Origin of the sequence: Streptomyces sp. NPDC001717 (assembly GCF_042892775.1) — a bacterium.
Classification (GTDB): domain Bacteria; phylum Actinomycetota; class Actinomycetes; order Streptomycetales; family Streptomycetaceae; genus Streptomyces.
In genome coordinates this window covers 644,844-669,211 of the sequence record NZ_JBIAUK010000001.1, presented here as the reverse complement: position 1 = coordinate 669,211, position 24,368 = coordinate 644,844, and the positions used below count along the sequence as shown (strand labels likewise).

The window sequence follows — 24,368 nt, the reverse complement described above, 5'->3', positions numbered from 1 at the left end:
AGACCCGTTCGATCACGAGCAACGTTACTCATTGGTACGCGAGACCGCTCACAGGACATTCACGGAGGCGCAATCCATGTTTCTCGTAACGGCGACCGTGCCCGCCGGAGCGCTTCCCGGCGAGCCCTCACTCGACGACCGCATTCGCCAACTCGCCCTTCCCGAAGATCATTTGGAACACGTCCACGTACTCCGCGCGCCCGACGGCGGCGCGCGCCTGACGCTCTTCCTCGGCCATCCCGACAGCAAGGGGACCGAAGCGGCGGCGGTCCGCCTCATGGCCCGCGCGCTGCCGGCGACGGCCGGCACGGAACTCGGCTGGGCCCCGGCCACCTCGCTCGTCAGCGCCCTGGAAGAGCTCGGGGCGGGCGCCCGGAGCGGCCCTCATGTCAGGGAGCTGCCATCACAGGACCCTGACAATCGGTAGTGCTGACGGGACACGCGGTGAATGTGAGACTCGAACCGACCAAGAACGAGCTCCACACCGAAGTCAGAAGTTCCAGGGGGAAACACCGAATGCGCGCCATCGTCCACCACCGCAGCCACGGCAACCACTCCACCGCCAAGCCCGCCGCCCTCAGGGTCGCCACCATCGCCCTCGCCCTCTTCGCGGCCACCCTTCCGGCGTCGACGGCCATGGCCTCGGAGTCCGCCCCGGGCAGCACCACCGCTGCGGCGGCCAAGACCATCGCCGACACGGCGAAGGACCTGCTGAAGCCCCTCGGCCACACCTGGGGCAACTGATCATGGCGCACGCCGAACCGACCGCACTCGCGGACGTGACCGCGCTCCGCGCCGAACTCGACGTCGTGGACGCCGAGATCCGCACCCTGCTGGAGCGCCGCCGCGCGCTCTCCCGCGAAGTCCAGCGCACCCGCCTGTCCTCCGGCGGCACCCGCACCGACTTCACCCGTGAGATGCGCGTCATCGCCCCGTACACGGCGGCGTACGGGCGGCAGGGAACGGCGATCGCGATGGCCGTGCTGGAGATCTGCCGCGGCGCGAGCGTCCCCGCCCCGTAGCCGTACGGGTTCCTCACGCAGCAGCACCGAGCAGGAGGGCCGGGTTTCCCGGCCCTCCTCCCACGAGAGGGCTCCGCCGTGCCCGCTTCACCCGTCGACTTCCCACCCAGGCTTCCCCTCACCGAGGGTCAGGCCGGAATCTGGTACGGCCAGCGGCTGGACGATTCCAAGCTCGCGTACTCCTACGCGGAATTCCTGGACATCCGTGGCCCGTTGGCCCCGGAGCTGCTTCAGGAAGCGGTCCGCCGGGTCATCACCGAGGCGGAAGCGCTGCGCGCGTCCTTCGGAGAGGACGCGCAAGGGCCGTGGCAACGGGTGGAACCCCGACCGGATCCCCACGTGCCGCTCCTCGACTTCACCGGCCGGGCGGAGCCGTGGGAAGCGGCGCACGACTGGATGCGCGCGCGCATCGGCTCCCCCCTCGACCCCGCCACGGGAGACGTCCAGCGCCAAGCGGTTCTTCGCCTCTCGCCGGAAAGACACCTGTGGTTCTGGCAGTTGCACCACATCGTCTGCGACGGCGTGGGCTCACAGCTCCTCGTCCACCGTGCCGCGGAGGTCTACGGCGCGCTGGCCGCCGGCCGGACACCGCCCGCCACACCCTTCGGACGTCTTGCCTCCCTCGTCGAGGAGGACCGCCGCTACCGCGCCTCGGCCGGCTTCCGGGACGACCGTCGGTACTGGCTCGACGAGTTCGCCGACATCGAGCACGTGCCGGGCTTCGCCGACGCGTCCATGGCTCCGACGGGCGTCGCGCTCAGGGAGACCTGGTACGCGGACACCCGACTCGTGGACCTTCTGCACGAGTTCACCCGCACCCATGGCGTGAAGTGGTCGCACGTGGTGATCGCCGCGTTCGCCGCGTACGTCAGCCGGATCACGGGTACCCCCGACGCCGTGCTGGGGCTTCCGGTGTCGAACCGCCACACGGACGCGGCGGCGACCACGCCGGGCATGGTCTCCAACATCATCCCGCTGCGAGTGCGCGGCGCCCACTCGGGCACCTTCCTCGCACTGCTGGAGCGCGTTTCCCGAAAGCTCGACGAGACGCGCGCCCACCGACGTTACCGGTTCGAGGACATCCGGCGCGGCCTGCGCACGCTGCGGGGAAGCGCCCGCGTCTTCGGCCCCACGGCGAACGTCCTGTCGCTCGACGCGGAGCCGTCGTTCGGCGGGTGCTCCGCGCAGCACCGCAATCTCGCGCCGGGCCCGATCGAGGACTTCATGCTCGGCGTGTACGCGACGCCCCGGCGCATGACGTTCACCCTCGACGCCAACGCGGGCCTCTACGGCGCCGAGGAACTCGGCGATCACCGGGCACGGTTCGAAGCGTTCCTGCGGCAGGTCATCGCGCGGGCCGACCGTCCGCTCGGCGAGATCGACGTGCTCGGCGCCGAGGAGCGGCGCGCGCTCCTGGAGGTGCGCCCGCGGCAGCGCGCGGACGACGGGTACCGCACCCTCGTGGACGCCTTCGAGGCACAGGCGAGCCGGACGCCGGACGCGGTCGCCGTGACGTGCGGGACCGCGTCCCTGTCGTACGGAGAGCTGAACGCGCGGGCCAATCGACTGGCGCGGCTGCTCGTGCGGCACGGCTGCGGGCCGGAGCGCCTGGTGGCGCTCTGCCTGCCGCCGTCCGTCGAACTCGTGGTGTCGCTCCTGGCGATCCTCAAATCAGGCGCCGCGTACCTTCCCGTCGACCCGGAGTACCCGCCGGACCGGATCGGTTCCCTGCTCGCGGACGCGGAGCCCTTCCTGCTGCTCGGCACGGACCGCGGGGCGCCCCGGCCTTCGGTCCCGGGCCTGGTCACCGTGGAGATCGACAGCGCGGTCACCCGGGCGCACCTGGCCGCTCTCCCCCAGGACGACCTGCGCCCCGGGGAACGCGACTGCCCCCTCACCCGGGACAACGCCGCCTACGTCATCCACACCTCGGGTTCCACGGGGCGCCCCAAGGGCGTGGTCGTCCCGCACAAGAACGTGCTCGGCCTCTTCTCGGCGGCCCGGGAACTGTTCGACTTCCGTGGGGACGACGTATGGACCATGGCCCACTCCTTCTCCTTCGACTTCTCCGTCTGGGAGCTGTGGGGACCCCTGCTCCACGGCGGACGCCTCGTCCTGGTCCCCCCGGCCACGCGCCGTGCGCCGGACCGCTTCCTCCGGCTCCTGGTGGAGGAAGGCGTCACCGTGCTGAACCAGACGCCTTCGGCGTTCCAGCAGCTGCTTCAGGCGTACGGGGACGATCCACGGCTCGGCCGGAACCTGGCCCTGCGCTACATCGTCTTCGGTGGTGAGGCGCTCGACGTCCGGCGGCTCGAAGAGTGGTACGGCCTGCACCCCGGCGACGCCCCGGTGCTGGTCAACATGTACGGGATCACGGAGACCACGGTCCACGCGAGCCATCTCGCGCTCGACCGGTCCGCTCTCTCCGCCCGGGGCGGGAGTCCGATCGGACAGAGCCTGCCGGGCCTCGCGCTCTACGTCCTCGACGGGGAACTGCGGCCCGTCCCGCCCGGTGTCACGGGTGAGATCTACGTGGCCGGCGATCAGACGGCCCGCGGGTACCTGAACCGGCCGGCCCTCACCGCCGTGCGTTTCCTCCCCGACCCGTTCGGCCCGCCCGGCTCCGTCATGTACCGCTCCGGAGACCTTGCCCGCCGGACCGCCGGAGGTCTCCTCCGGTACGAAGGCCGCGCGGACGACCAGGTGAAGATCCGCGGGCACAGGATCGAACTCGGGGAGATCGAGGCCGAGCTGCGGGCCGCCCCGGGCGTCGAGAGCTGCTGTGCCCTCGTGCGCGAGGACGCGGTCGGCGACAGCGTCCTGGCCGCGTACGTCGTGCCCGCGGATCCGTCGGGCCTCGACACGGCCGACCTGCGCCGTCTCCTCGCGCGCCGGCTGCCCTCCCACATGGTGCCGGCCACCGTGACGGCGATCGACCGGATCCCCCTCACTCCCCACGGAAAGCTCGACCGGCGCGCCCTGCCGGATCCGGTGACGACCGCCGGTCCGGACGCCACGGCGGCGTCGACCCCCGCCGAGCAGGAGGTCGTCGACGCCTTCCGGCACGCCCTCGGGGTTCACGGGATCTCCCCCGGGGACGACTTCTTCGACCTGGGCGGAGACTCCTTCAAAGCGGTGCGTCTGGCGCGCCGCCTCGGCCGGGGCACCGAGGTCCTCGACGTGCTCCAGCACCCCACGCCGGCGAGCCTGGCCCTCCGCATCCGGGAGATCCAGGAGACGCACGGGACGCACGGGACGCACGGGACCCGCGACGTCCCCGGCGCGGAGGCCACCGCGGGAAGGCAGCGCATCCTGCGGCGCCTGGCCGCCGGCGCGGAAGGCGCGGACCTCACGCTCGTCTGCATCCCCTACGGAGGCGGCACCGCGGCGGCCTACCACCGTCTTGCCACCGAGCTGGCACCCGGGATCGAGATCCGAAGCGCCGCACTGCCCGGACACGACCCGACCCGGTCCGGGGAACCCCTGCTGTCCCTGGACGAGACCGCCGATCTGATCGCCGCGGAGATCAGCGGCTCCCTCGGCGGACCCTTCGCCCTGTACGGCCACTGCGCCGGTTCGGCTCTCGCGCTCGCGGTCGCGCGACGACTGGAGCGGCAGGGGCGGGAGCCGGCGGCCGTGTACATCGGTGCCGCACTGCCCGCCGCCGCGCCCGCGCGGGAACTGGAGCACGCCCGGCTCTGGTCCGCGGACGCCCTGTACGCGTACATGAAGTCGCTCGGCGGATTCGACGGGGCGCTGGAGGACTCCGATCTGCAGACCGTCCTGAAGGTGATCCGGCACGACATGACGCAGGGCCTGCGTTTCCAGATCGAAGCGGAGGAGGACCGTCACCCACCGCTGGCCACTCCGCTCGTCCTGGTCATCGGTGACGCCGACAGCGCCACCGAGGGCTACGAGCACGCGTACCTGAACTGGAAGCGCTACGCGACCCACGTCGAGCTGGCCGAAATACCCGGGGCCGGCCACTACTTCGTCACCCATCAGCCACGCGCGCTCGCCGCGATCATCGCCGGACGTCTCGGCGTGTCCGGACGTCCCGGCACCCCCGATGAGGAGAACCGATGCCACCCGCCACGGTAGCCCTGATCACCGGCGGCACCTCCGGGCTCGGGCTCGCCGTCGCCGAGCGGCTCATGGCCTGCGGCGTCCTTCCGGTCGTCTTCGGCCGGAGCGAGGAACGCGGCCGGTCCGCGCTGAAGACGTTGGGCGGCTCTGCGGTGTTCGTACGCGGCGACGTGGCCGGCGAGTCGGAGGTGGCCGCTGCCGTGGACGCCGCGACGCGGCACGGCTCCCTGCGCATCGTCGTGAACTGTGCCGGAGTGCCCCACGCGGCAAAGGTGATCGGCCGGGCGGGCCCGCATTCCCTGCGGCAGTTCACCGACGTCGTCACGGCGAACCTCGTGGGCACCTTCAACGTCGTACGCCTGGCCGCCGAACGGATGGCCGCGAACCCGCCGGTGGAGCAGGAGCGCGGCGTCATCGTCAACACGGCCTCGCTGGCGGCCTTCGACGGGCAGGTCGGACAGGCGGCCTACGCGGCGTCCAAGGGCGGGATCGTCTCCATGACGCTGCCCCTGGCCCGCGAACTGGCCGGTTCGCTCATCCGGGTCGTCACCGTCGCACCGGGATTCTTCACGACACCCGCGGTCGCCGCGGTCCCCGCGGCGGCCCGGGGCGCATTGGACCGTGACCTCGTACATCCACAACGGTGGGGAAATCCCGCCGAATTCGCCGGGCTTGTCGCCCACATCGTCGAAAACCAGATGATCAACGGCGAGACGATCCGCCTCGACGGCGCGGTGCGCATGTCTCCCGGCCTACGGCGTCATGGCCCGTGAAACCGCAGAATCCGAAACCGGGGGAAGTGAAGGAATCATGAACGGCTCTGTCGGCATACGCTCCATAGGCGTGTGCGTTCCCGAGAACGAGGTCACCAACGCACAGCTCGTCGAACGCTTCGACACCAGCGACGCCTGGATGCGCGAGCGGCTCGGTATCGTCAGCCGCCGCGTCGCCGGGCCCGACGAGCTCACCTCGGACCTCGCGCTCGGCGCGTTCGAGGACGCGTGCAAGCGGGTCGGTGTGGATCCGGGAAGCATCGATCTCCTGATCTGCTGCACCTCCACGCCCGATCACATGATCCCGGCCGTGGCCACGATGATCCTGCGCAAGGCGCAGATCCACGGCGTTCCCGGATTCGATGTGAACGCGGGCGGCTGCGCCGGCGGCCTCTTCGCCCTGGACGTCGGACACAAGTACGTGCAGTCGGGACAGTACGACCGCGTGGCCGTCGTCGTCGCCGACACCGTCGCCCAGCTGAACGACCCGGACGACCGGACGCAGCACGCGATCTTCGGGGACGGCGCCGCGTGCTACCTCCTGGAGCGCTGCTCGGACAGCCCGGGGATCGGCCGGACGCTCCTGGGGACGGACCCGGACCGCTACTACACGGCTCTCATCGAACGCCTCCCCGGCGAAGGGCAGTTGAACCGCTTCAGCGGAACGAACGTGACGCGGATGGACGGCAGGGGGGTCAAGGACTTCGCCCTCTCCGTCGTTCCCGGCCTCGTGGACAGGGTGATCGAATCGGCGGGCGTCACGCTCGACGACGTGAAACTGATCGTCACGCATCAGGCGAACCCCACCCTCGTACGGCAGCTGATCGACCTCCTCGGCCAGCCGGGCGACAAGGCCGTCATCGTGGCCGACAGGCTGGGCAACACCAGCGGCTCCAGCGTGGTGATCGCGCTCGCCGAAGCCGAGCGAACGGGCCGGCTCAGCCCCGGCGACGCCGTTCTCCTGCTCGGCTTCGGCGCCGGGATGAGCTACGGGGGAACCGTCGTCCACTGGTGCGGCAGCGAGAACTTCCCGCAGCGAGAGTGGTGAGCGCCCCCTCGTGTTCGCCGCCTACGCCGCCGAGATCGGACTGCGCCGACCCCTCCAGGGACTGCGGCTGGGGGAACGCCCCGCTCCGCGGGCCCGTACGGGATGGAGCCGCGTCAACGTCAGGGCCGCCTCCCTGAACCACCACGACCTGTGGTCGCTGCGCGGGGTCGGCCTCTCCGCGGACCGACTCCCCATGATCCTCGGCACGGACGCCGCAGGCGTCGACGAGGACGGCAACGAGGTCGTCCTGCACCCGGTGGTCGGACTGACCGGCCACGGGCTCGCTCCCGGGGAACCCCGCTCGATCCTCACAGAGAAGTACCAGGGCACCTTCGCCGAGCAGGTGCTCGTACCCACGGCGAACCTCGTGCCGAAGCCGCCGGCCCTCTCCTTCGCGGAGGCCGCCTGTCTGCCGACGGCCTGGCTGACCGCGTACCGCATGCTCTTCACCAAGGCCGGCGTACGCCCCGGCGGCTCGGTCCTCGTCCAGGGCGCCGGCGGCGGAGTGGCCACCGCCGCGATCGTGCTCGGCACGGCGGCCGGCCTGCGCGTCTTCGCCACCAGCCGGGACGAACGCAAGCGCGAGCGGGCGGTGCGGCTCGGCGCCGTCGCGGCACTGGCCCCGGGCGAACGACTGCCGCATCGCGTGGACGCGGTCATCGAGACCGTCGGCGCCGCCACCTGGTCCCACTCGGTGCGGTCCCTGCGACGGGGCGGCACGCTGGTCATCTCGGGCGCCACGAGCGGGGACCGGCCCACGCATGCGGAGCTCACCCGCATCTTCTACCGGGAACTCACCGTCGTCGGTTCGACCGTGGCGACCAAGGAGGAACTCACGGCCCTGCTGTCCTTCTGCGCCACCACCGGCGTACGCCCGACCATCGACGAGACCCTGCCCCTGGACCGCGCCCCCGAGGGCTTCGCCCGCATGGAATCCGGCGAGCACTTCGGCAAAATCGTCTTCACGCTCTGAGCCACCGCGGGAAACGGAAGGGGGAGATGACCACCGTGGAGACCTGGACCGATGAGTCGCTCATGGCCGAATGCCAGGCGCGCGGCCGGTTGCCGAAAACCACCGGACCGGGTTCGTCGACTCTCCTGCTTGAGCTGCGGCCCGCTACCGTGAAGCCATGACCGCACTGCCCGACTGGATGCGCCCTCCGCGCGCGGAAGGCTGGTTCGCGGAGGACCTCGACCGCCTCCCCGAGGCACCCCGCCACACCGAGCTGATCGACGGAGCCCTCGTCTTCATGCTGTCGCCCCAGCGGTCCTGGCACGGCCGCCTCGTCACCGCCCTGACCACCACCCTCATGGCGCAGGCGCCGGACGGCTTCGAGGTCGAGCGTGAGATGACGATCCGCCTCGATGCCCGCAACCGGCCTGAGCCGGACCTCCTGTTGACGAACCTGTCCTATGACCCCGACCGCACCTGGTATGCCCCTGAGGACGTGAAACTCGTCGTGGAGGCGGTCTCGCCCGAGTCCGCCCATCGCGATCGCACAGTAAAGCTCCGCAAGTACGCGGAGGCCGGCATCCCTCACTACTGGTGCATCGAGGACGAGGACGGGGCACCGGTCGTCCACGTCTACGAGCTCGACGGACCCACCGGCGCCTACGCGCCCGCCGGGATCTTCCGGGGCGCCCTCCAGCGCCCGGTGCCCTTCGAGATCAGCCTGGACCTCGACAAGCTCACGCCGCCCCGGAGCAGCTGAGAAGTACGGCCTGACCCACGTTCTCGCAGGTCAGGCCGCCTCTGGGGCTGCGATCAGACGTTGAAGCGGAATGTCTGCGGCCCGATCCTGACCTGCGACGGAGTCCCGCACAGGGCCCTGACCTGGATTTTCCCGTCGGTATGCGTTGGCACCCGACAGCCATTTACGGGTGTTCTGCGGACTGGCCTACAGGCCCTCGATGGAGTCGAGGTGCCTGCGGAGCTCCGCAGTGATGTCTTCGTCTCCGCCCTCGGCCGGCAGCGGCCATGGGTCCTGCTCGCCGTTCGCCACGGCGAGGCTGCTCGCGAACCAGACGAGGTGCGGTGCGGGAGCGAAGGAGTCCCGGAGCCACCGGGCGAAGACAGCGGCCTCACCGGCGGTCACGTCGGTCAGGGTGATGTAGGCATAGTCGGGCTTCGGCATCGACGCCGTCCCATCGATCCACACGTCCGGCGCCAGCTCGATCTCAAAGTCAAGTACGGGGACGCTGTGGATCCCCGAGATCCGATACTCCACGGTGGGCTCGGGGAATGCCTCCCTCAGAGCCCTCTCCAGGGACTCGGCAGTGGCACGCCATGCTCCGCCGTCACCCTGGGGCGGGTAGAAAGCGAAATTGGTGCGGATGTTCCGTTCAGTGGGCACGGTCTTCCTCTGTCTCACGGCACGTATCGCGTCGAGCCCGGCGTACCCGACATCGCCATCATGGACTGCCAGTAGGCAGCGTTGTCCTTGCCGTTCGTGACGATCTCCAGTCCCCGTATCTCGCTGTTCGCGGGGTTCTCCATGGCTTGCTTGTACCGAACGAGCTCCTTCTCGTCACCGGCGTACATGGAGTCGATGACGGGATCCCAAGCGATCTTTCCCTGCGAGTCCACCTTGACCGGTTTGGTCAAAGTCTCTTCCAAGCGGTCAAGCGATCGGAAGCTCTTCTTCTTGCAGTCGGGATCGCGAACGTGCTTCGCCTCGACGAGGTACCCGTCAACGGGCCGAATGCCGTCCACCATCAGTCCACGGTTCTTGCCGGCCAGTGGCACCTCCCGCTCCGGGTACCCGGAAGTGCGCAACTGGTAGGCGTTGTCCGGATCGCTCGGGCCTCCGCCGCCTGCGAAGCCGCCAGGCGTGAGCGAGTTCATCCACGTGCGAAATTGCTGCTGCTCAGAGGCCGTGAGCAGCTTCGTGGTACCGGGGACCGGGGCGATGGGATCGGCGAACGGGATGCCGGGGTCGACAGAGTTGACCATCGGGAGGAGGGCAGGAGCCCCCGCATACGACGCGAGCCTGATCGGCAAGGGGACGGGCACGCGGATGAGCGGAGGCAGGAACGGCACCCCGGGGAGTCCGGGGGCTCCAGGACCTTCTGCGTTGGGGAGAGCGACTCGCGCGGCAGAGGAGTCGAGCGCGTGGGCGACGTCGCCCAGATCGCGTATCCAGGAGTCGCCGAGAACGGCATCGTGCAGCCCACCGTCGTAGCCGTTGGCTCCGAACATGGGAGTGTCCCAGGGCATGTCCACTTCGAACAGGTCGCTCTTGTGTTCCTGGATCTTCGCCTTGGCGGCTTCCACGTGATCGGCGTACCGATGGCATGCCTTTGCCAGCTGGGAGCAGGCGGCGACCAGGTTCGTCACCAGGGGTTCGTCTTGCTGCGCCTTTGCCGGCGGGCAGGTAAGACCGACGGAGTGCTTGAAGTACGACTGGAAGGCATCTGCCGCCTCCCCGGAGTGCGCTTTGCCGGCAGTCGATGCATAGGTCTGGGCGTCTTCCAGGAAGCGCTGCAGGAGGGAGCCCGCGTGCTGCCAGGACTTGGCAACGTCGCGGATCTTCTCCGGTGAGCCGCGGAACCGGTCACTACGCCCCGCCGGCGCGTACTGGTCGTACCAAGCGGTTTCGCCCACCACTTCGGGGAGCCCCTGCCCGAGGCCGAGATAGGTCTCCGTGCAGTCGGCACCCGGGTCACCCATGCCCACGGTGAGATCGACCTGCTTGCCCAGGAACGCCGACACCTGCCGGCTCTCCACGGCCATGAATTCACGGGCATTGCGCATCAGACCACGGCTCGTGGCCCCGAAGATGTAAGAGCTGAACCCCATCTTGTCCAGCGCCGTGGACGCCGCGGACACGTAGACCTTCGCGAACGAGCGGCCCGCATCGTCATCACCGGCCATCCCGTGCTGCCGCGCCAGCTCGTGGCCGAGCGCGATGGCGGTGTCCCGAGCCCCACGCATCGACTCGATCAGCCCCATGGATCCGCGGATCATGCCCTCCGCGATGAACTCCACTTCAGGCGCAAGCCCGCTCATGGCGCCCCTCCCCACTGCAGAGGTGAACGATCAAGCTAACGCACGAATACAGCAACGTCTGCGCGAGATTGCGCCTAGAGTTCGAATGATCGTCGAGGAGGTCTCCCCGGGGTCAAACCGTTCTGCGGACCGTTGCGGACAGCACAACGGCCTGACCCGCGTTCTTGCAGGTCAGGCCGCCTTTAGGTATGCGACTACACGTTGAAGCGGAACTCGACCACGTCGCCGTCCTGCATGACGTAGTCCTTGCCTTCCATGCGGGCCTTGCCCTTCGAGCGGGCCTCGGCCACCGAGCCGCATTCGACCAGGTCGGCGAAGGAGATGACCTCGGCCTTGATGAAGCCGCGCTGGAAGTCCGTGTGGATGACGCCGGCCGCCTCGGGGGCGGTGGCGCCCTGCTTGATGGTCCAGGCGCGGGTTTCCTTCGGGCCGGCCGTCAGGTAGGTCTGGAGGCCCAGGGTGGCGAAGCCGACGCGGCCCAGGGTGGCCATGCCCGGCTCGTCCTGGCCGACCGACTGGAGGAGTTCGAGGGCCTCGTCGTCCTCCAGCTCGATGAGCTCCTGCTCCAGCTTCGCGTTCAGGAAGATGGCCTCGGCCGGGGCGACCAGGGCGCGCTGCTCGTCCTTGAAGGCCTCGTCCGTCAGCTCGTCCTCGTCCACGTTGAAGACGTAGAGGAAGGGCTTCGTGGTGAGGAGGTGGAGCTCGTGGAGGAGGTCGCCCTGCTCCGTGCCCTTGGTGATGCCCTTCGAGAAGAGCGTGTCGCCCGCTTCGAGGATCTTCTTGGCCTCGACGACGGCCGCGAGGACCGCGACCTTCTCCTTCTGGAGGCGGGACTCCTTCGTCAGGCGCGGCTCGGCCTTCTCGATGGACTGGAGGTCGGCGAGGATCAGCTCGGTGTTGATCGTCTCGATGTCGTCCTTGGGCGAGACCTTGCCGTCGACGTGGACGACGTTCTCGTCCTTGAAGGCACGGATGACCTGGCAGATCGCGTCCGACTCGCGGATGTTCGCGAGGAACTTGTTGCCCAGGCCCTCGCCCTCCGAGGCGCCGCGCACGATGCCGGCGATGTCGACGAAGTCGACCGTGGCCGGCAGGACGCGCTGGGAGCCGAAGATGCCGGCGAGGGTCGCCAGGCGGGAGTCGGGGACGCCGACGACGCCCACGTTCGGCTCGATGGTGGCGAACGGGTAGTTGGCCGCCAGCACGTCGTTCTTGGTCAGGGCGTTGAACAGGGTCGACTTGCCGACATTCGGCAGACCGACGATTCCGATCGTGAGCGACACGTTGGCGACTTCCCGTAGCTGGAGGGGGCGGCGGCCCGGGTGCGGGCCACCGGACAGTTTACTTTCCGATGAGTGGCGGTGGATGTACGCGTGTCCGGGACCGGATCCGGCGGCTCCCCCGCCTAGTTTTGTGGGGTGGAGCGATACAGGACGCGACCGGTCCCTCACCCCCAGCGAGTACCGAGGCCCCAGCGGCCCCAGCGGCCCGTGCGGCCCCCGGCGCAGCGCACGCGCCCGACGGCGGCGGCCGCGAGCGTCGCGCGGCGGCTGCCGCGGCCTCGGCTGACGGGGCTCGGCGGCGGGTTGTTCGCGTGTGCCGCCATGGTGCTGGTCGCCGGGTTCGCCTGGCTGCTCTTCGACTCGTCGCTGTTCGTCTACGGGCTGCTGTTCCCGCCCGTGGCCGCGGCCACCGCCCTGTGGGTGCGGCCCGCCGATCTGATCACCGCGCCGATCGCCGCGCCCATCGCCTTCGCCGCCGGAGTCTGGCCCGTGTCGGGCGGCTCCGGCGGCTTCGGCGGGCAGCTGATGGGGCTGGTGTCCGCGCTGTCCCTGCACGCCGGGTGGCTGTACGCGGGGACGCTGGTCGCCGCCCTGATCGCCGTCGTGCGCAAGGCCGTGCTGATCGGGCGGCGGAGGGTTCCCCGGCGTACGGCCTAGGAGACGTGGGCGGCCTTCGCCGCCATCGCCGCTCCCACGATGCCCGCGTTGTTCTGGAGCTTCGCCGGGACGATCTCCGCGCGGATGCCGTCGAGCAGCGGCAGGAACCTCTCCGGCTTGCGGCTGACCCCGCCGCCGATGATGAAGAGGTCCGGGGAGAACAGCATCTCCACGTGGGCCAGGTACTTCCGCAGGCGGTGCGCCCAGCGCTCCCAGGTCAGGTCGCCGTCCTCCTTGGCCTTCACCGACGCCCGCGTCTCCGCGTCGTGGCCCTTGAGCTCCAGGTGGCCGAGCTCCGAGTTCGGGACCAGGCGCCCATCCGTGAACAGGGCGCTGCCGATGCCCGTTCCCAGGGTGAGCAGGATGACCGTGCCCGAGCGTCCCGCGCCCGCCCCGTACGTCATCTCCGCGACGCCCGCCGCGTCCGCGTCGTTGAGGACCGTCACCGGCAGGCCGCCCAGCTCGCGCGAGAAGAGATCCGCGGCGTCGGCACCCACCCATCCCTTGTCGACGTTGGCCGCCGAGCGGGTGATCCCGTTCGCGACCACGCCAGGGAAGGTGACCCCGACCGGCCCCGACCAGGAGAAGGCGCCGACCACCTCCGCAACGCATCCGGCCACCCCCTCGGGGGTGGCCGGATGTGGTGTCAGTACCTTGTGGCGCTCCTGGGCCAGGTCGCCCTTCTCCAGGTCCACGGGAGCGCCCTTGATCCCGGATCCGCCGATGTCCACACCCATGATCTGCATGGACATACGGTACGAAACCAGTTACTTGTCCGCGACCAGTTCGGCCGCTTCGGCGCGCAGGTCGCGGCGCAGTTCCTTCGGGAGGGAGAAGACGATCGACTCCTCGGCCGTCTTGACGATCTCCACGTCGGCGTAGCCGCGCGCGGCCAGCCACTCCAGGACCTCCTCGACCAGCACCTCCGGCACCGAGGCGCCCGAGGTCAGGCCGACCGTGGTGACGCCCTCCAGCCAGGCCTCGTCGATCTCGCTCGCGAAGTCGACCAGGTACGCGGCCTTGGCGCCGGCGTCCTTGGCGACCTCGACCAGCCGGATGGAGTTCGAGGAGTTCTTCGAGCCGACCACGATGACCAGGTCGGAGTCGGCGCCCATCACCTTCACGGCGGCCTGCCGGTTCGAGGTGGCGTAGCAGATGTCGTCGCTGGGCGGGGAGACCAGGAGCGGGAACTTCGTCTTCAGCGCGTCGACCGTCTCCATCGTCTCGTCGACGGAGAGGGTGGTCTGGGAGAGCCAGACGACCTTGGACTCGTCACGGACCTCGACCTTCGCCACGTCCTCCGGGCCGTCGACGATCGTGATGTGGTCCGGGGCCTCGCCGGAGGTGCCGATGACCTCCTCGTGGCCCTCGTGGCCGATGAGGAGGATGTCGAAGTCCTCGTTCGCGTACCGGATGGCTTCCTTGTGCACCTTGGTGACCAGCGGGCACGTGGCGTCGATCGTCGCGAGCCTGCCGCGCGCCGCCTCCTCGTGCACCACCGGCGCCACGCCGTGCGCGGAGAACATCACGATGTTGCCCTCGGGCACCTCTTCGGTCCGCTCGACGAAGATGGCGCCCTTCTTCTCCAGGGTCTGCACGACGTACTTGTTGTGCACGATCTCGTGCCGGACGTAGACCGGCGCCCCGTACTGCTCGAGGGCTTTCTCGACGGCGATCACGGCTCGGTCCACGCCCGCGCAGTAGCCGCGGGGCGCGGCGAGCAGGACACGGCGGGAGGCGGGAGCAGGGGCGGGAGCAGTCATGTGCTCCATCGTACGGGGGTCTTCAGCAGGCCGTACGTCCCCCGTACGGCACACACTTGCCGGGAAGATCAGAAGAAACGTCCCGACAGTCACCCGGAGGACTGATGGCGTCCGCGACGGATTCCGGCAACGCCGTGCCCGGAGGTACGGGCGGCGCCGCACCCACCGCCCTGCGGCGGAGCCTCGGCTTCCGGGACCTGGTCGTCTACGGGCTGCTCTTCATCGCCCCGATGGCCCCGGTCGGGGTCTTCGGCACCCTGGACGCGAAGTCGCACGGCGCCGTCGCCCTGGTCTACCTGGCCGCGACCGTCGCGATGGCGTTGACGGCCTTCTCGTACGCGCAGATGGTGCGGGTCGCCCCGCAGGCCGGCTCGGTCTTCACGTACGCCCGCAAGGGGCTGGGTGAGGGGGCGGGGCTGATCGCCGGGTGGATGGCGATGCTCGACTACCTGCTGATCCCGGCGGTCGCGTACCTGTTCTCGGGGATCGCGATGAACGCGCTGGTGCCGGAGGTCTCCCGGTGGGTGTGGACGGCGCTGGCGGTGGTCGTGACCACCGGCCTGAACCTGTGGGGCGTACGGACGGCCGCGCGGGTCGGGTTCGCGGTGCTGGCCATGGAGGTGCTGGTCCTGCTGGTCTTCGTGGTCGCGGCGGTGACGGTGCTGGTCCGGGACGGGGCGCGGCGCGGCCTGCTCTCCCCGCTGACGGGCGACGGTTCGCTCGGCTTCAGTTCGGGGGCGGTGCTGACGGCGGTGTCGGTGGCGGTCCTGTCGTACCTGGGCTTCGACGCGATCGTCTCCTTCGCGGAGGAGGTGACGGGGGGCTCGCGGCGGGTGGCGCGGGCCGTGCTGTTCTGCCTGGGGATGGCGGGTGCGCTGTTCGTCGCGCAGACGTATCTGGTGGCCCTGCTGAACCCGGTCTCCTCGGCGGAGCTGGCGGCCGATCCGGGACTGCAGGGCCCGGCCTTCTACAACGCGGTGCAGTCGTCGGTCGGCACCTGGCTGCACGACCTGGTGGCGGTCAGCAAGGCCGTCGGGGCGGCGTTCGCGGCGCTGGCCGGGCAGGCGGCGGCGGGCCGGCTGGTGTTCGCGATGGCCCGCGAGGGGCGGCTGCCGCGGGCGCTGGCACGGACCTCGGACGGCACTCCGCGGGTGGCTCTGGTGATGGCGGCGACGGTGACGCTGGTCGCGGCGCTGTGGGCGGCGGGGCGGGACGACGGGCTGGACCACCTGGTCTCGGTGGTGGACGTGGGGGCGCTGGTGGCGTTCACGCTGCTGCACGCGTCGGTGATGGGGTGGTTCGTGGTCCAGCGGCGCGAGGGGCCGCCGAACTGGTGGAAGCACCTGGTGATGCCGGTGCTGGGTGCAGCGGTGACGGTGGCGGTGATCGTGGAGGCGTCGTGGGCGGCGCGGGTGGTGGGGGCGGTGTGGCTGGGGGTGGGCCTGTGCGTGTTGCTCGCGCAGCGGGGGCGGCGGCGGGTGTCCGCCTGACGGGACGCCGCCGCGGGGCTCCGCCGCCGGGCTCCACGGCCGGGCGCGGCGCCGTTCCGGGGGCTCCGCCCCCGCGCCCCCGCGCCTCAAACGCCGGCGGGGCTGGGATGGTGCGCCACTGCCGGGGCTCCGCCCGGACCCGCAGGGTGGGGGCCCCGACCGGCAAATCCAGCCCCGCCGGCGTTTGAGGCGCGGGGTCCGGGGCGGCGCCCCGGCAGCTGGCCCGCACCCGATGGCCGACACGGCCCCGCGGGGTAGCGGCCCTGAGGCCGTGTCAGCCCGGGCGGATAGCCTGCGTACATGGGTCTGAATACGTCGGCCGAGGCGCCGCTGCCGGTGGGGCAGGTGTCCCGGCTCATCGGGGGCTGGATCGAGCGGCTCGGGCAGGTGTGGGTGGAGGGGCAGATCACGCAGCTCTCGCGGAGACCGGGGGCGGGGGTGGTCTTCCTGACGCTGCGCGACCCCTCGCACGACATCTCGGTCAGCGTGACCTGCTTCCGCCAGGTCTTCGACGAGGTCGCGGACGTGGTCTCGGAGGGCGCGAGGGTCGTACTGCTGGCCAAGCCGGAGTGGTACGCGCCGCGCGGGCAGCTGTCCCTGCGGGCCACCGAGATAAGGCCGGTCGGCATCGGGGAGCTACTGGCCCGGCTGGAGCGGCTCAAGCGGTCCCTGGCCTCCGAGGGGCTGTTCGCCCTGGAGCGGAAGAAGCCGCTGCCGTTCCTGCCGCAGCTGATCGGGCTGGTGGTCGGGCGGGCGTCGGCGGCCGAGCGCGACGTACTGGAGAACGCACGGCGCCGCTGGCCCGCGGTCCGTTTCGAGGTGCGGAACGTGGCCGTGCAGGGCGTGCACGCCGTGCCCCAGGTGATCCAGGCCGTCAAGGAGCTGGACGCGCTCGACGAGGTCGACGTGATCATCGTGGCCCGCGGCGGCGGCAGCGTGGAGGACCTGCTGCCGTTCTCCGACGAGGAGGTCGTGCGGACGGTCGCCGCGGCCCGTACGCCGGTGGTCTCGGCGATCGGCCACGAGCCGGACTCCCCGCTGCTGGACCTCGTGGCGGATCTGCGGGCCTCCACGCCCACGGACGCCGCGAAGAAGGTCGTCCCGGACGTGGGCGAGGAGCTGGAGCGGGTGCGGCAGTTGCAGGGCCGCGGGCTGCGCGCGGTGCGCGGGCTGCTCGACCGGGAGGAGCGGGGGCTGGCGCACGCGCTGGCGCGGCCGGTCTTCGTACATCCCCAGCGGATGGTGGAGGTACGGGAGGACGAGCTGGACGCGCTGCTCGCGCGCAGTCGGCGCACGCTCGGGCACCTGCTGGACCGGGCCGACTCGGAGCTGGAGCACACCCTGGCCCGGGTGGTGGCGCTGTCGCCCGCCGCGACGATGGAGCGGGGGTACGCGGTGCTCCAGCGGGCCGACGGGCACGTGGTGCGTTCGCCGCGGGAGGTGACGGGGGACGAGGTGCTGCGGGCCCGGGTGGCGGAGGGCGAGTTCGGCGTGCGGGTCGTGCCGGAATCCGACTAGCCACATGTGATCAACCAATTCACACACTGAAGCAACGGTTCCGTTGCATCGCACACATAGGGTGGAAAAGGAATGGCAGAGGCCGAAACCGCGCTGGGTTACGAGCAGGCGCGCGACGAGCTGGTCGAGGTCGTCCGCAAGCTGGAGGCCGGTGGGACCTCCCTGGAGGACTCCCTGGCCCTCTGGGAGCGCGGCGAGGAGCTGGCGACGGTCTGCCGGCACTGGCTGGAGGGGGCCAGGGCCCGGCTGGACTCGGCGCTCGCGGCGCGCGAGCAGGCGGAGGCGGGCGGGGCGGGCGGGGCGGGCGAGGCCGGCTAGGGGCGGGGGCGGAAAAGGTCCCGTAGCGCGAGTGACGCCGATCACGATCGGCCAGATTTAGTTGAAATTTCATCTACCTGCGCCGTAGTGTCTGGGACATCGCTTCACCTCCGTATGGAAGAAGGCTTTCCGCATGTCTCTCGTTCTTGACTCCGCCGCCCAGGACCTGCTGTTCCGCGAGGCCCGCACCGCCAACACGTTCTCGGACGAGCCGGTGACCGAGGAGCAGGTTCAGGCGATCTACGACCTGGTGAAGTACGGCCCCACCGCCTTCAACCAGACCCCGCTGCGCATCACCCTGGTCCGCTCCCCCGAGGCCCGCGAGCGCCTCGTGAAGCACATGGCCGAGGGCAACCAGGCCAAGACCGCCGCCGCCCCGCTGGTCGCGATCCTCTCCGCGGACAACGAGTTCCACGAGGAGCTCCCGCAGCTGCTGCCGCACTTCCCGCAGGCCAAGGACGCGTTCTTCTCCGAGCGCCCGGTCCGCGAGCAGTCCGCGCTGCTGAACGGCGCCCTGCAGGCCGCTTACTTCATCCTCGGCGTCCGCGCCGCCGGCCTGGCCGCGGGCCCGATGACCGGCCTGGACTTCCAGGGCCTCCAGAAGGAGTTCCTGGACGCCGACCACACCCCGCTGATGGTGATCAACATCGGCAAGCCGGGCGAGGACGCATGGTTCCCGCGCTCCCCGCGCCTGGAGTTCGACCAGGTCATCACCACGGTCTGAGTCCGAACGCGCGAAAGGCGGCCCGCCCCGGGATTCCGGGGCGGGCCGCCTTCGTGCGTGTGCGCGCTCGGCGGGAGGCCGGCGCTACTTGCCCTGCTTGAACTCCAGCGCCGCCGCCATCGCGCCCAGCTGCTCGAAGGAGGCGGTGCCGGTGACCACCGTGACGTGGCCCTGGTCCTGGCGCACGAGGGCGTCGTACTTCTCGCCGTCCCAGCGCTCCCAGGTCGCGTCGCCGACCTGCTGCGTCTGCCCGGTGGCCTTCGCCTTCTGGGTGATCCGGCCGAGGTTCTTGGCGGAGGTGTCCGTGGACTGCTCCACCGCCACGTACTGCTGTTCCGGATCGAGGAAGCCCAGGTGCCAGGCGTTGGCGTTCTTGCGCTCGTACGAGACCGACGTCGCCCGCCACTGCTCCGGGAGCCCCACGGGGGCGGCCACCGGGTAGGGGGCCGCGCGCCGGGCCGTGAGCGTCTCCACCCGGTAGTCGACCGTGAGCGTCGGATCGGCCTTGTCGTCATGGGGGACGAACATGTAGATCCCCGCCACGACGACGCCGATCACCGCCAGCGACCGGACCATGTCCCAGACCGTCTGCTTGCCTTTCATACCTGCCACGGCACCATCGTCCCGCATCGCCGCCGGCGATCACCGCCGGGGGCCGCCCTTGCGGGTCGCGAGTGTCCGCTCAGGCCAATCGGCTGACCGATATACCGCTCATAAGTGACCCGGTCTGCTCAATTTGTCGACCTGACGATAGAGTTCCAGCACCCTCACTTCACCGGCCGTCGCCGACCAGAAAGGTGCCCTCGGATGACCGAGCACAACCTGCCGCCTCAGCTCGTAGTCTCACCGGAGGCCCCCGACCGCAACCTCGCCCTGGAACTCGTCCGGGTCACCGAGGCCGCCGCCCTGGCCGCGGGTCGTTGGGTCGGCCGCGGTGACAAGCTCGGCGCGGACGGCGCGGCCGTCAACGCCATGCGCACCCTGATCTCCACCGTCTCGATGAACGGCGTCGTCGTCATCGGCGAGGGCGAGAAGGACGAAGCCCCGATGCTCTTCAACGGCGAGGCGGTCGGCGACGGCACCGGTGCCGAGGTCGACATCGCCGTGGACCCGATCGACGGCACCACCCTGAACGCCAAGGGCATGCCGAACGCCATCGCCGTCCTGGCCGCCGCGGACCGCGGCACCATGTTCGACCCGTCCGCGGTCTTCTACATGGAGAAGCTCGTCACCGGCCCCGAGGCCGCCGACTTCGTCGACATCAACGCCCCCGTCTCGGTGAACATCCGCCGCGTCGCCAAGGCGAAGGGCATGGCCGTCGAGGACGTCACGGTCGTCATCCTGGACCGCCCGCGCCACGAGGGCATCGTCAAGGAGATCCGCGAGACGGGCGCCCGGATCAAGTTCATCTCCGACGGCGACGTCGCCGGCTCGGTCATGGCGGTCCGTGAGGGTACCGGCGTGGACCTGCTCCTCGGCATCGGCGGCACCCCCGAGGGCATCATCTCCGCCTGCGCCATAAAGTGCCTCGGCGGCACGATCCAGGGCAAGCTGTGGCCCAAGGACGAAGCCGAGCGCCAGCGCGCCCTGGACGCCGGCCACGACCTGGACCGCGTCCTGACCACGAACGACCTGGTGTCCGGCGAGAACGTCTTCTTCGTCGCCACCGGCATCACCGACGGCGAGCTGCTGCGCGGCGTGCACTACCGCTCGGAGACGGCGACGACGTCCTCGCTGGTCATGCGCTCGAAGTCGGGCACGATCCGGCAGATCGACTCGACGCACCGCCTGTCGAAGCTGCGCGCGTACAGCGCGATCGACTTCGACCGCGCGAAGTAGCCCGCGGCCGGTAGCCACAGGCTCGCACGGCACGACGAGAGGGGCGGTTCCCGCGTACGGCGGGAACCGCCCCTCTCGTCGCTCCCGCGCCGGGCGGGCGCCTCAGCCCGCGGCGGCGATCGGGCCGGTGGTCGGGGTCTGGCGGAGCTCGGCGGCCCTGCGGCGCATCCGGGCCAGGATCACCCGGCGCTCGGCCGCGGTGAGACCGCCCCACACTCCGTACGGCTCGGGCTGGAGCAGTGCGTGCTCGCGGCAGGCGACCATCACCGGGCAGCGCGCGCAGACGCGCTTGGCGGCCTCCTCCCGGGAGAGCCTGGCCGCGGTCGGCTCCTTCGACGGCGCGAAGAAGAGCCCCGCCTCGTCCCGGCGGCACACCGCCTCCGCGTGCCAGGGGCCGTCCTCTTCCCGTGATGGGGTCCGCGGCTTCGGCACGGCCGGCGCCGCACGCCCCTGAAGAGTCTGGACGGCGGCTGCCTGCAGGGACTGATGCGGCGGATGCGGCACGGTCTACTCCTGACGACGTATACGCGAGCGAGACGCGAGCGGGAGACGATGCACCTGTCCCTACCCGCTGTACGCGCCCCTATGCACCGTGCACCACCGGCCGCGCGGCCTTCGTCCGAAACGTGCCCCTGCCGCCGGGGCGCTCACGCGCCCTTCGGCGCCCAGCCCGGATCGCGCCCGAGGAAGGCCAGCAGCGACCCGACCGGGTCGGCTTCGGGCGAGGGCGCGTCGGGCAGCGCCGGGCCGTAGGCGAAGCCCCGCAGGGGCTCGGCGAGGGCCTCCGCGGCGGGCCGCAGGGCGCGGGCCAGCTCCGCGGGGAGCGGGGAGGGCCGTCCGGTGGCCACCGCGATGTCCCAGGCGTGCACGGCGGCGTCCAGGGCGGCCGCGCCGACGGCCGTCTCGGCGGGCACCGTGAACGGGGGCAGCGGCACCGCGACCTCGGCGGTACCGGGCGCGACCCCGGCGAAGGCCTCGGCGGCCGCGTCGAGCGCGGGCTCCAGCAACCGCGCCGGGGCGTCGACCGGGGCGCCGGACGGCGCGAACGGGTCCTCGGCCGGGCCGGGTCCGCCGGTGAGGCGGGAGGCGTAGGCGAGCTGGTCGCCGACGGCGTGCCGGAGGACCTGGGTGACGTTCCACTGCTCGCAGGGCGTCGGCCGGTCCCAGCCGTCGGCCGGCACCGCGGCGACGGTGGCGCGAAGTGCTTGGTGTGCCTGGTCGAGGAGGTCCCACTTGGATACGGTCATGCGCCGGATCCTACGAGAGCGCCTACGGCCGAATCCCGTTGTTTCCAGGGCGTGTTGGGGAGCGGAAAAACGGAATCGGATCAGCCGTCGAGCCGCTTGCGCAGCTTGTTCGCCAGGTCGACGAGGCGGGCGCCGAGCTTGGGGCGGGCCTCGATGTTGCCGAGCAGGGCGAAGCCCCGGACGATCACCACGGGTGCCTGCGGGTCGATCTCCCCGCGGCTCTCGCCGCGCACCTCGAAGTTGCCGAGGACCCCGCTTCCGTAGCCGCGCAGGGTGACGTTCTCCGGGACCCGGATCTCCACGTTGCCGAGTACGCAGGTCACGTTGATCTCGGTGACCTGCTGCTCGAAGACCGCCTCGGTGAGGTCGATCTCGATGTCGCCCATGAGCGAGACCGCGCGGGTGTGCGCGCCCGGCCGCCAGCGGCCCTTGCGGGAGGCACTGCTGCACACGGCGACGACGTTCTCCATCTGGCCGGCGGGAACGGCCGTGGCGGCTCCCGCCGCGTACGCGGGCCGGTCCTGGCCGACGCCGGGCGCGGGCAGGTCCCGTACGAGGACCTCCAGCTCGCCGACCGTCTTGAGCTCGTAGAGCGAGTCGAGGCGCTCCGAGTGCTCCTCGGCGTTCAGTCGACCCTCGGCGAGGGCGTCGGCGAGCCGCTGCGCGATCCGGTCCCGGTCGGCGTCGGAGGCGCGCAGCTCGGATGCGGCGGGGGCAGGGGCGGCGGGGTGCTTTTCCAGGTCCACGTCAATCAGCATAGCGAGACACGATAGATCGCGATACTCCTGAGTGGCGCAGAGCGCGCCCCGAGTGAGCCTTACCTCACAACCACGGCCGCGTCGAGAGGTCCTACGCTGGATGACCGCGCTGCCAATTGGTCGCCAGTGCTGTCTGCCGAGTGAGGAATGGCCACAATGCCGGAGTTCGCGTACACCGATCTGCTGCCCCTGGGTGAGGACACCACCCCCTACCGGCTGGTGACCGCCGAGGGCGTGTCCACCTTCGAGGCGGACGGCCGTACGTTCCTCAAGGTCGAGCCCGAGGCCCTGCGCAAGCTCGCCGAAGAGGCGATCCACGACATCCAGCACTTCCTGCGCCCCGCGCACCTCGCGCAGCTGCGCCGCATCATCGACGACCCCGAGGCCTCCTCGAACGACAAGTTCGTCGCCCTCGACCTGCTCAAGAACGCGAACATCGCGGCGGCCGGCGTCCTGCCGATGTGCCAGGACACGGGCACGGCGATCGTGATGGGCAAGCGCGGCCAGAACGTCCTGACCGAGGGCGGTGACGAGGCGGCCCTGTCGCGCGGCATCTACGACGCGTACACCCGCCTGAACCTGCGCTACTCGCAGATGGCCCCGATCACCATGTGGGAGGAGAAGAACACCGGCTCGAACCTGCCCGCGCAGATCGAGCTCTACGCGACGGACGGCGGCGCGTACAAGTTCCTCTTCATGGCCAAGGGCGGCGGCTCGGCCAACAAGTCCTTCCTGTACCAGGAGACCAAGGCGGTCCTCAACGAGGCCTCCATGATGAAGTTCCTGGAGGAGAAGATCCGTTCGCTCGGCACGGCGGCCTGCCCGCCGTACCACCTGGCGATCGTGGTCGGCGGCACCTCGGCCGAGCACGCGCTCAAGACCGCGAAGTACGCCTCGGCGCACTACCTGGACGAGCTGCCCCGCGAGGGCTCCGCGCTCGGCCACGGCTTCCGCGACGAGGCCCTGGAGCAGCAGGTCTTCGAGCTGACCCAGAAGATCGGCATCGGCGCGCAGTTCGGCGGCAAGTACTTCTGCCACGACGTCCGCGTCGTCCGCCTCCCCCGCCACGGCGCCTCCCTCCCGGTCGCCATCGCGGTCTCCTGTTCCGCGGACCGCCAGGCGGTCGCGAAGATCACCGCCGAGGGCGTCTTCCTGGAGCAGCTGGAGACGGACCCGGCGCGCTTCCTCCCGGACACCACGGACTCCCACCTGGACGAGTCCGCGGACGTGGTCTCCATCGACCTGAACCAGCCGATGGACGAGATCCTGGCGACCCTGACCAAGCACCCGGTCAAGACCCGCCTGTCGCTGACCGGCCCGCTGGTCGTGGCGCGCGACATCGCGCACGCCAAGATCAAGGAGCGGCTGGACGCGGGCGAGGGCATGCCGCAGTACCTGAAGGACCACCCGGTCTACTACGCGGGCCCCGCGAAGACCCCCGAGGGCTACGCCTCCGGCTCCTTCGGCCCGACCACGGCCGGCCGCATGGACAGCTACGTCGAGCAGTTCCAGGCGGCGGGCGGCTCGAAGGTCATGCTGGCCAAGGGCAACCGCTCGCAGCAGGTCACGGACGCGTGCGGTGCGCACGGCGGCTTCTACCTGGGCTCGATCGGCGGCCCCGCGGCGCGCCTGGCGCAGGACTGCATCAAGAAGGTCGAGGTCCTGGAGTACGAGGAGCTCGGCATGGAGGCGGTCTGGAAGATCGAGGTGGAGGACTTCCCGGCGTTCATCGTCGTCGACGACAAGGGCAACGACTTCTTCCAGAACCCGGCTCCGGAGCCGACGTTCACGCACATCCCGGTGCGCGGCCCGGGCCTGTAGCCCTGTGACCGA

General features: G+C 70.7%; 24 protein-coding genes. 15 read left to right on the top strand and 9 right to left on the bottom strand.

All coding sequences use genetic code 11. The annotated features are described in order from the left end of the window. The first annotated feature begins 76 nt into the window (after positions 1–76). The 8 genes from ACFYZL_RS03330 (at position 77) to ACFYZL_RS03295 (ending at position 8,641) form a co-directional block, all read left to right on the top strand. Positions 77–427, top strand: a complete 351-nt coding sequence (locus ACFYZL_RS03330) for a hypothetical protein (RefSeq protein ID WP_384743056.1) — start codon at positions 77–79, stop codon at positions 425–427. 89 nt (positions 428–516) lie between these two features. Continuing rightward, entirely contained in the window at positions 517–744 is a 228-nt protein-coding gene (locus ACFYZL_RS03325) for a hypothetical protein (RefSeq protein ID WP_384743059.1), read from the top strand. Between the two features lie 2 nt (positions 745–746). After that, on the top strand, positions 747–1,022 hold the full coding sequence (locus tag ACFYZL_RS03320) for a chorismate mutase (RefSeq protein WP_388675565.1): 276 nt from the start codon (positions 747–749) through the stop codon (positions 1,020–1,022). Between the two features lie 78 nt (positions 1,023–1,100). Continuing rightward, complete coding sequence (locus ACFYZL_RS03315; protein ID WP_388675562.1) at positions 1,101–5,123, top strand: amino acid adenylation domain-containing protein; 4,023 nt, start codon at positions 1,101–1,103, stop codon at positions 5,121–5,123. Next, positions 5,105–5,881, top strand: coding sequence for an SDR family NAD(P)-dependent oxidoreductase (locus ACFYZL_RS03310; protein ID WP_384743066.1), 777 nt, complete (start codon positions 5,105–5,107; stop codon positions 5,879–5,881). The genes ACFYZL_RS03315 and ACFYZL_RS03310 overlap by 19 nt, the downstream gene beginning before the upstream one ends. Before the next feature lie 37 nt (positions 5,882–5,918). Beyond that, on the top strand, positions 5,919–6,929 hold the full coding sequence (locus tag ACFYZL_RS03305; protein ID WP_384743069.1) for a 3-oxoacyl-ACP synthase III family protein: 1,011 nt from the start codon (positions 5,919–5,921) through the stop codon (positions 6,927–6,929). A 10-nt stretch (positions 6,930–6,939) separates the two neighbouring features. Further along, positions 6,940–7,902: a zinc-binding dehydrogenase gene (locus tag ACFYZL_RS03300; protein WP_388675558.1), complete on the top strand. Its 963-nt coding sequence runs from the start codon at positions 6,940–6,942 to the stop codon at positions 7,900–7,902. A gap of 157 nt (positions 7,903–8,059) precedes the next feature. Further along, positions 8,060–8,641, top strand: coding sequence for a Uma2 family endonuclease (locus tag ACFYZL_RS03295; RefSeq protein ID WP_388675555.1), 582 nt, complete (start codon positions 8,060–8,062; stop codon positions 8,639–8,641). A gap of 186 nt (positions 8,642–8,827) precedes the next feature. Here ACFYZL_RS03295 and ACFYZL_RS03290 read toward each other — a convergent pair whose 3' ends face one another. From ACFYZL_RS03290 to ychF, 3 genes are all read right to left on the bottom strand, one after another. After that, positions 8,828–9,283: a hypothetical protein gene (locus ACFYZL_RS03290; protein WP_383505018.1), complete on the bottom strand. Its 456-nt coding sequence runs from the start codon at positions 9,281–9,283 to the stop codon at positions 8,828–8,830. Between the two features lie 14 nt (positions 9,284–9,297). Continuing rightward, the gene (locus ACFYZL_RS03285; protein ID WP_388675552.1) at positions 9,298–10,938 is read right to left on the bottom strand and encodes a restriction endonuclease fold toxin-2 domain-containing protein; all 1,641 of its coding nucleotides are present in this window, start codon (positions 10,936–10,938) and stop codon (positions 9,298–9,300) included. Positions 10,939–11,132: 194 nt separating this feature from the next. Next, complete coding sequence (gene ychF / locus ACFYZL_RS03280; protein WP_384743076.1) at positions 11,133–12,221, bottom strand: redox-regulated ATPase YchF; 1,089 nt, start codon at positions 12,219–12,221, stop codon at positions 11,133–11,135. A gap of 321 nt (positions 12,222–12,542) precedes the next feature. Between ychF and ACFYZL_RS03275 the strand changes: the two genes are divergently transcribed. After that, a complete protein-coding gene (locus tag ACFYZL_RS03275) occupies positions 12,543–12,878 on the top strand; it encodes a DUF6542 domain-containing protein (protein ID WP_388675549.1) in 336 nt (111 codons plus the stop codon). Here ACFYZL_RS03275 and ppgK read toward each other — a convergent pair. Further along, positions 12,875–13,624, bottom strand: a complete 750-nt coding sequence (gene ppgK / locus ACFYZL_RS03270) for a polyphosphate--glucose phosphotransferase (protein ID WP_384743081.1) — start codon at positions 13,622–13,624, stop codon at positions 12,875–12,877. The two genes, ACFYZL_RS03275 and ppgK, sit on opposite strands and share 4 nt — an antisense overlap. Before the next feature lie 21 nt (positions 13,625–13,645). Then, complete coding sequence (locus ACFYZL_RS03265; protein ID WP_376662417.1) at positions 13,646–14,650, bottom strand: 4-hydroxy-3-methylbut-2-enyl diphosphate reductase; 1,005 nt, start codon at positions 14,648–14,650, stop codon at positions 13,646–13,648. Between the two features lie 95 nt (positions 14,651–14,745). On the opposite strand from ACFYZL_RS03265, the gene ACFYZL_RS03260 reads away from it, so the two are divergent. From ACFYZL_RS03260 to ACFYZL_RS03245, 4 genes are all read left to right on the top strand, one after another. Then, positions 14,746–16,131, top strand: coding sequence for an APC family permease (locus tag ACFYZL_RS03260; protein ID WP_388675544.1), 1,386 nt, complete (start codon positions 14,746–14,748; stop codon positions 16,129–16,131). 300 nt (positions 16,132–16,431) lie between these two features. Continuing rightward, the gene (gene xseA / locus ACFYZL_RS03255; protein WP_384743087.1) at positions 16,432–17,649 is read left to right on the top strand and encodes an exodeoxyribonuclease VII large subunit; all 1,218 of its coding nucleotides are present in this window, start codon (positions 16,432–16,434) and stop codon (positions 17,647–17,649) included. A gap of 72 nt (positions 17,650–17,721) precedes the next feature. After that, positions 17,722–17,967: an exodeoxyribonuclease VII small subunit gene (locus tag ACFYZL_RS03250; protein WP_388675541.1), complete on the top strand. Its 246-nt coding sequence runs from the start codon at positions 17,722–17,724 to the stop codon at positions 17,965–17,967. A gap of 133 nt (positions 17,968–18,100) precedes the next feature. Then, positions 18,101–18,691, top strand: coding sequence for a malonic semialdehyde reductase (locus ACFYZL_RS03245; RefSeq protein WP_384743092.1), 591 nt, complete (start codon positions 18,101–18,103; stop codon positions 18,689–18,691). An 84-nt stretch (positions 18,692–18,775) separates the two neighbouring features. On the opposite strand, the gene ACFYZL_RS03240 is transcribed toward ACFYZL_RS03245, so the two are convergent. Next, positions 18,776–19,294 carry a DUF4245 domain-containing protein gene (locus ACFYZL_RS03240; RefSeq protein ID WP_384743295.1) on the bottom strand — a complete coding sequence of 173 codons (519 nt, stop codon included), beginning with the start codon at positions 19,292–19,294 and terminating at the stop codon, positions 18,776–18,778. A 204-nt stretch (positions 19,295–19,498) separates the two neighbouring features. Between ACFYZL_RS03240 and glpX the strand changes: the two genes are divergently transcribed. Beyond that, positions 19,499–20,530, top strand: a complete 1,032-nt coding sequence (gene glpX, locus ACFYZL_RS03235; protein ID WP_376662492.1) for a class II fructose-bisphosphatase — start codon at positions 19,499–19,501, stop codon at positions 20,528–20,530. Between the two features lie 102 nt (positions 20,531–20,632). Here glpX and ACFYZL_RS03230 read toward each other — a convergent pair whose 3' ends face one another. The 3 genes from ACFYZL_RS03230 to ACFYZL_RS03220 all read right to left on the bottom strand — a co-directional run bounded on the left by ACFYZL_RS03230 (position 20,633) and on the right by ACFYZL_RS03220 (position 22,523). Beyond that, positions 20,633–21,034 (bottom strand): WhiB family transcriptional regulator, encoded by a 402-nt coding sequence (locus ACFYZL_RS03230; RefSeq protein ID WP_384743095.1) that lies wholly within the window; start codon positions 21,032–21,034, stop codon positions 20,633–20,635. Positions 21,035–21,177: 143 nt separating this feature from the next. Beyond that, positions 21,178–21,777: a TIGR03086 family metal-binding protein gene (locus ACFYZL_RS03225; RefSeq protein ID WP_388675537.1), complete on the bottom strand. Its 600-nt coding sequence runs from the start codon at positions 21,775–21,777 to the stop codon at positions 21,178–21,180. A gap of 80 nt (positions 21,778–21,857) precedes the next feature. After that, positions 21,858–22,523: a DUF1707 domain-containing protein gene (locus ACFYZL_RS03220; protein WP_388675868.1), complete on the bottom strand. Its 666-nt coding sequence runs from the start codon at positions 22,521–22,523 to the stop codon at positions 21,858–21,860. A gap of 168 nt (positions 22,524–22,691) precedes the next feature. Between ACFYZL_RS03220 and ACFYZL_RS03215 the strand changes: the two genes are divergently transcribed. Further along, entirely contained in the window at positions 22,692–24,356 is a 1,665-nt protein-coding gene (locus ACFYZL_RS03215) for a fumarate hydratase (RefSeq protein ID WP_384743101.1), read from the top strand. Positions 24,357–24,368 lie beyond the last annotated feature (12 nt).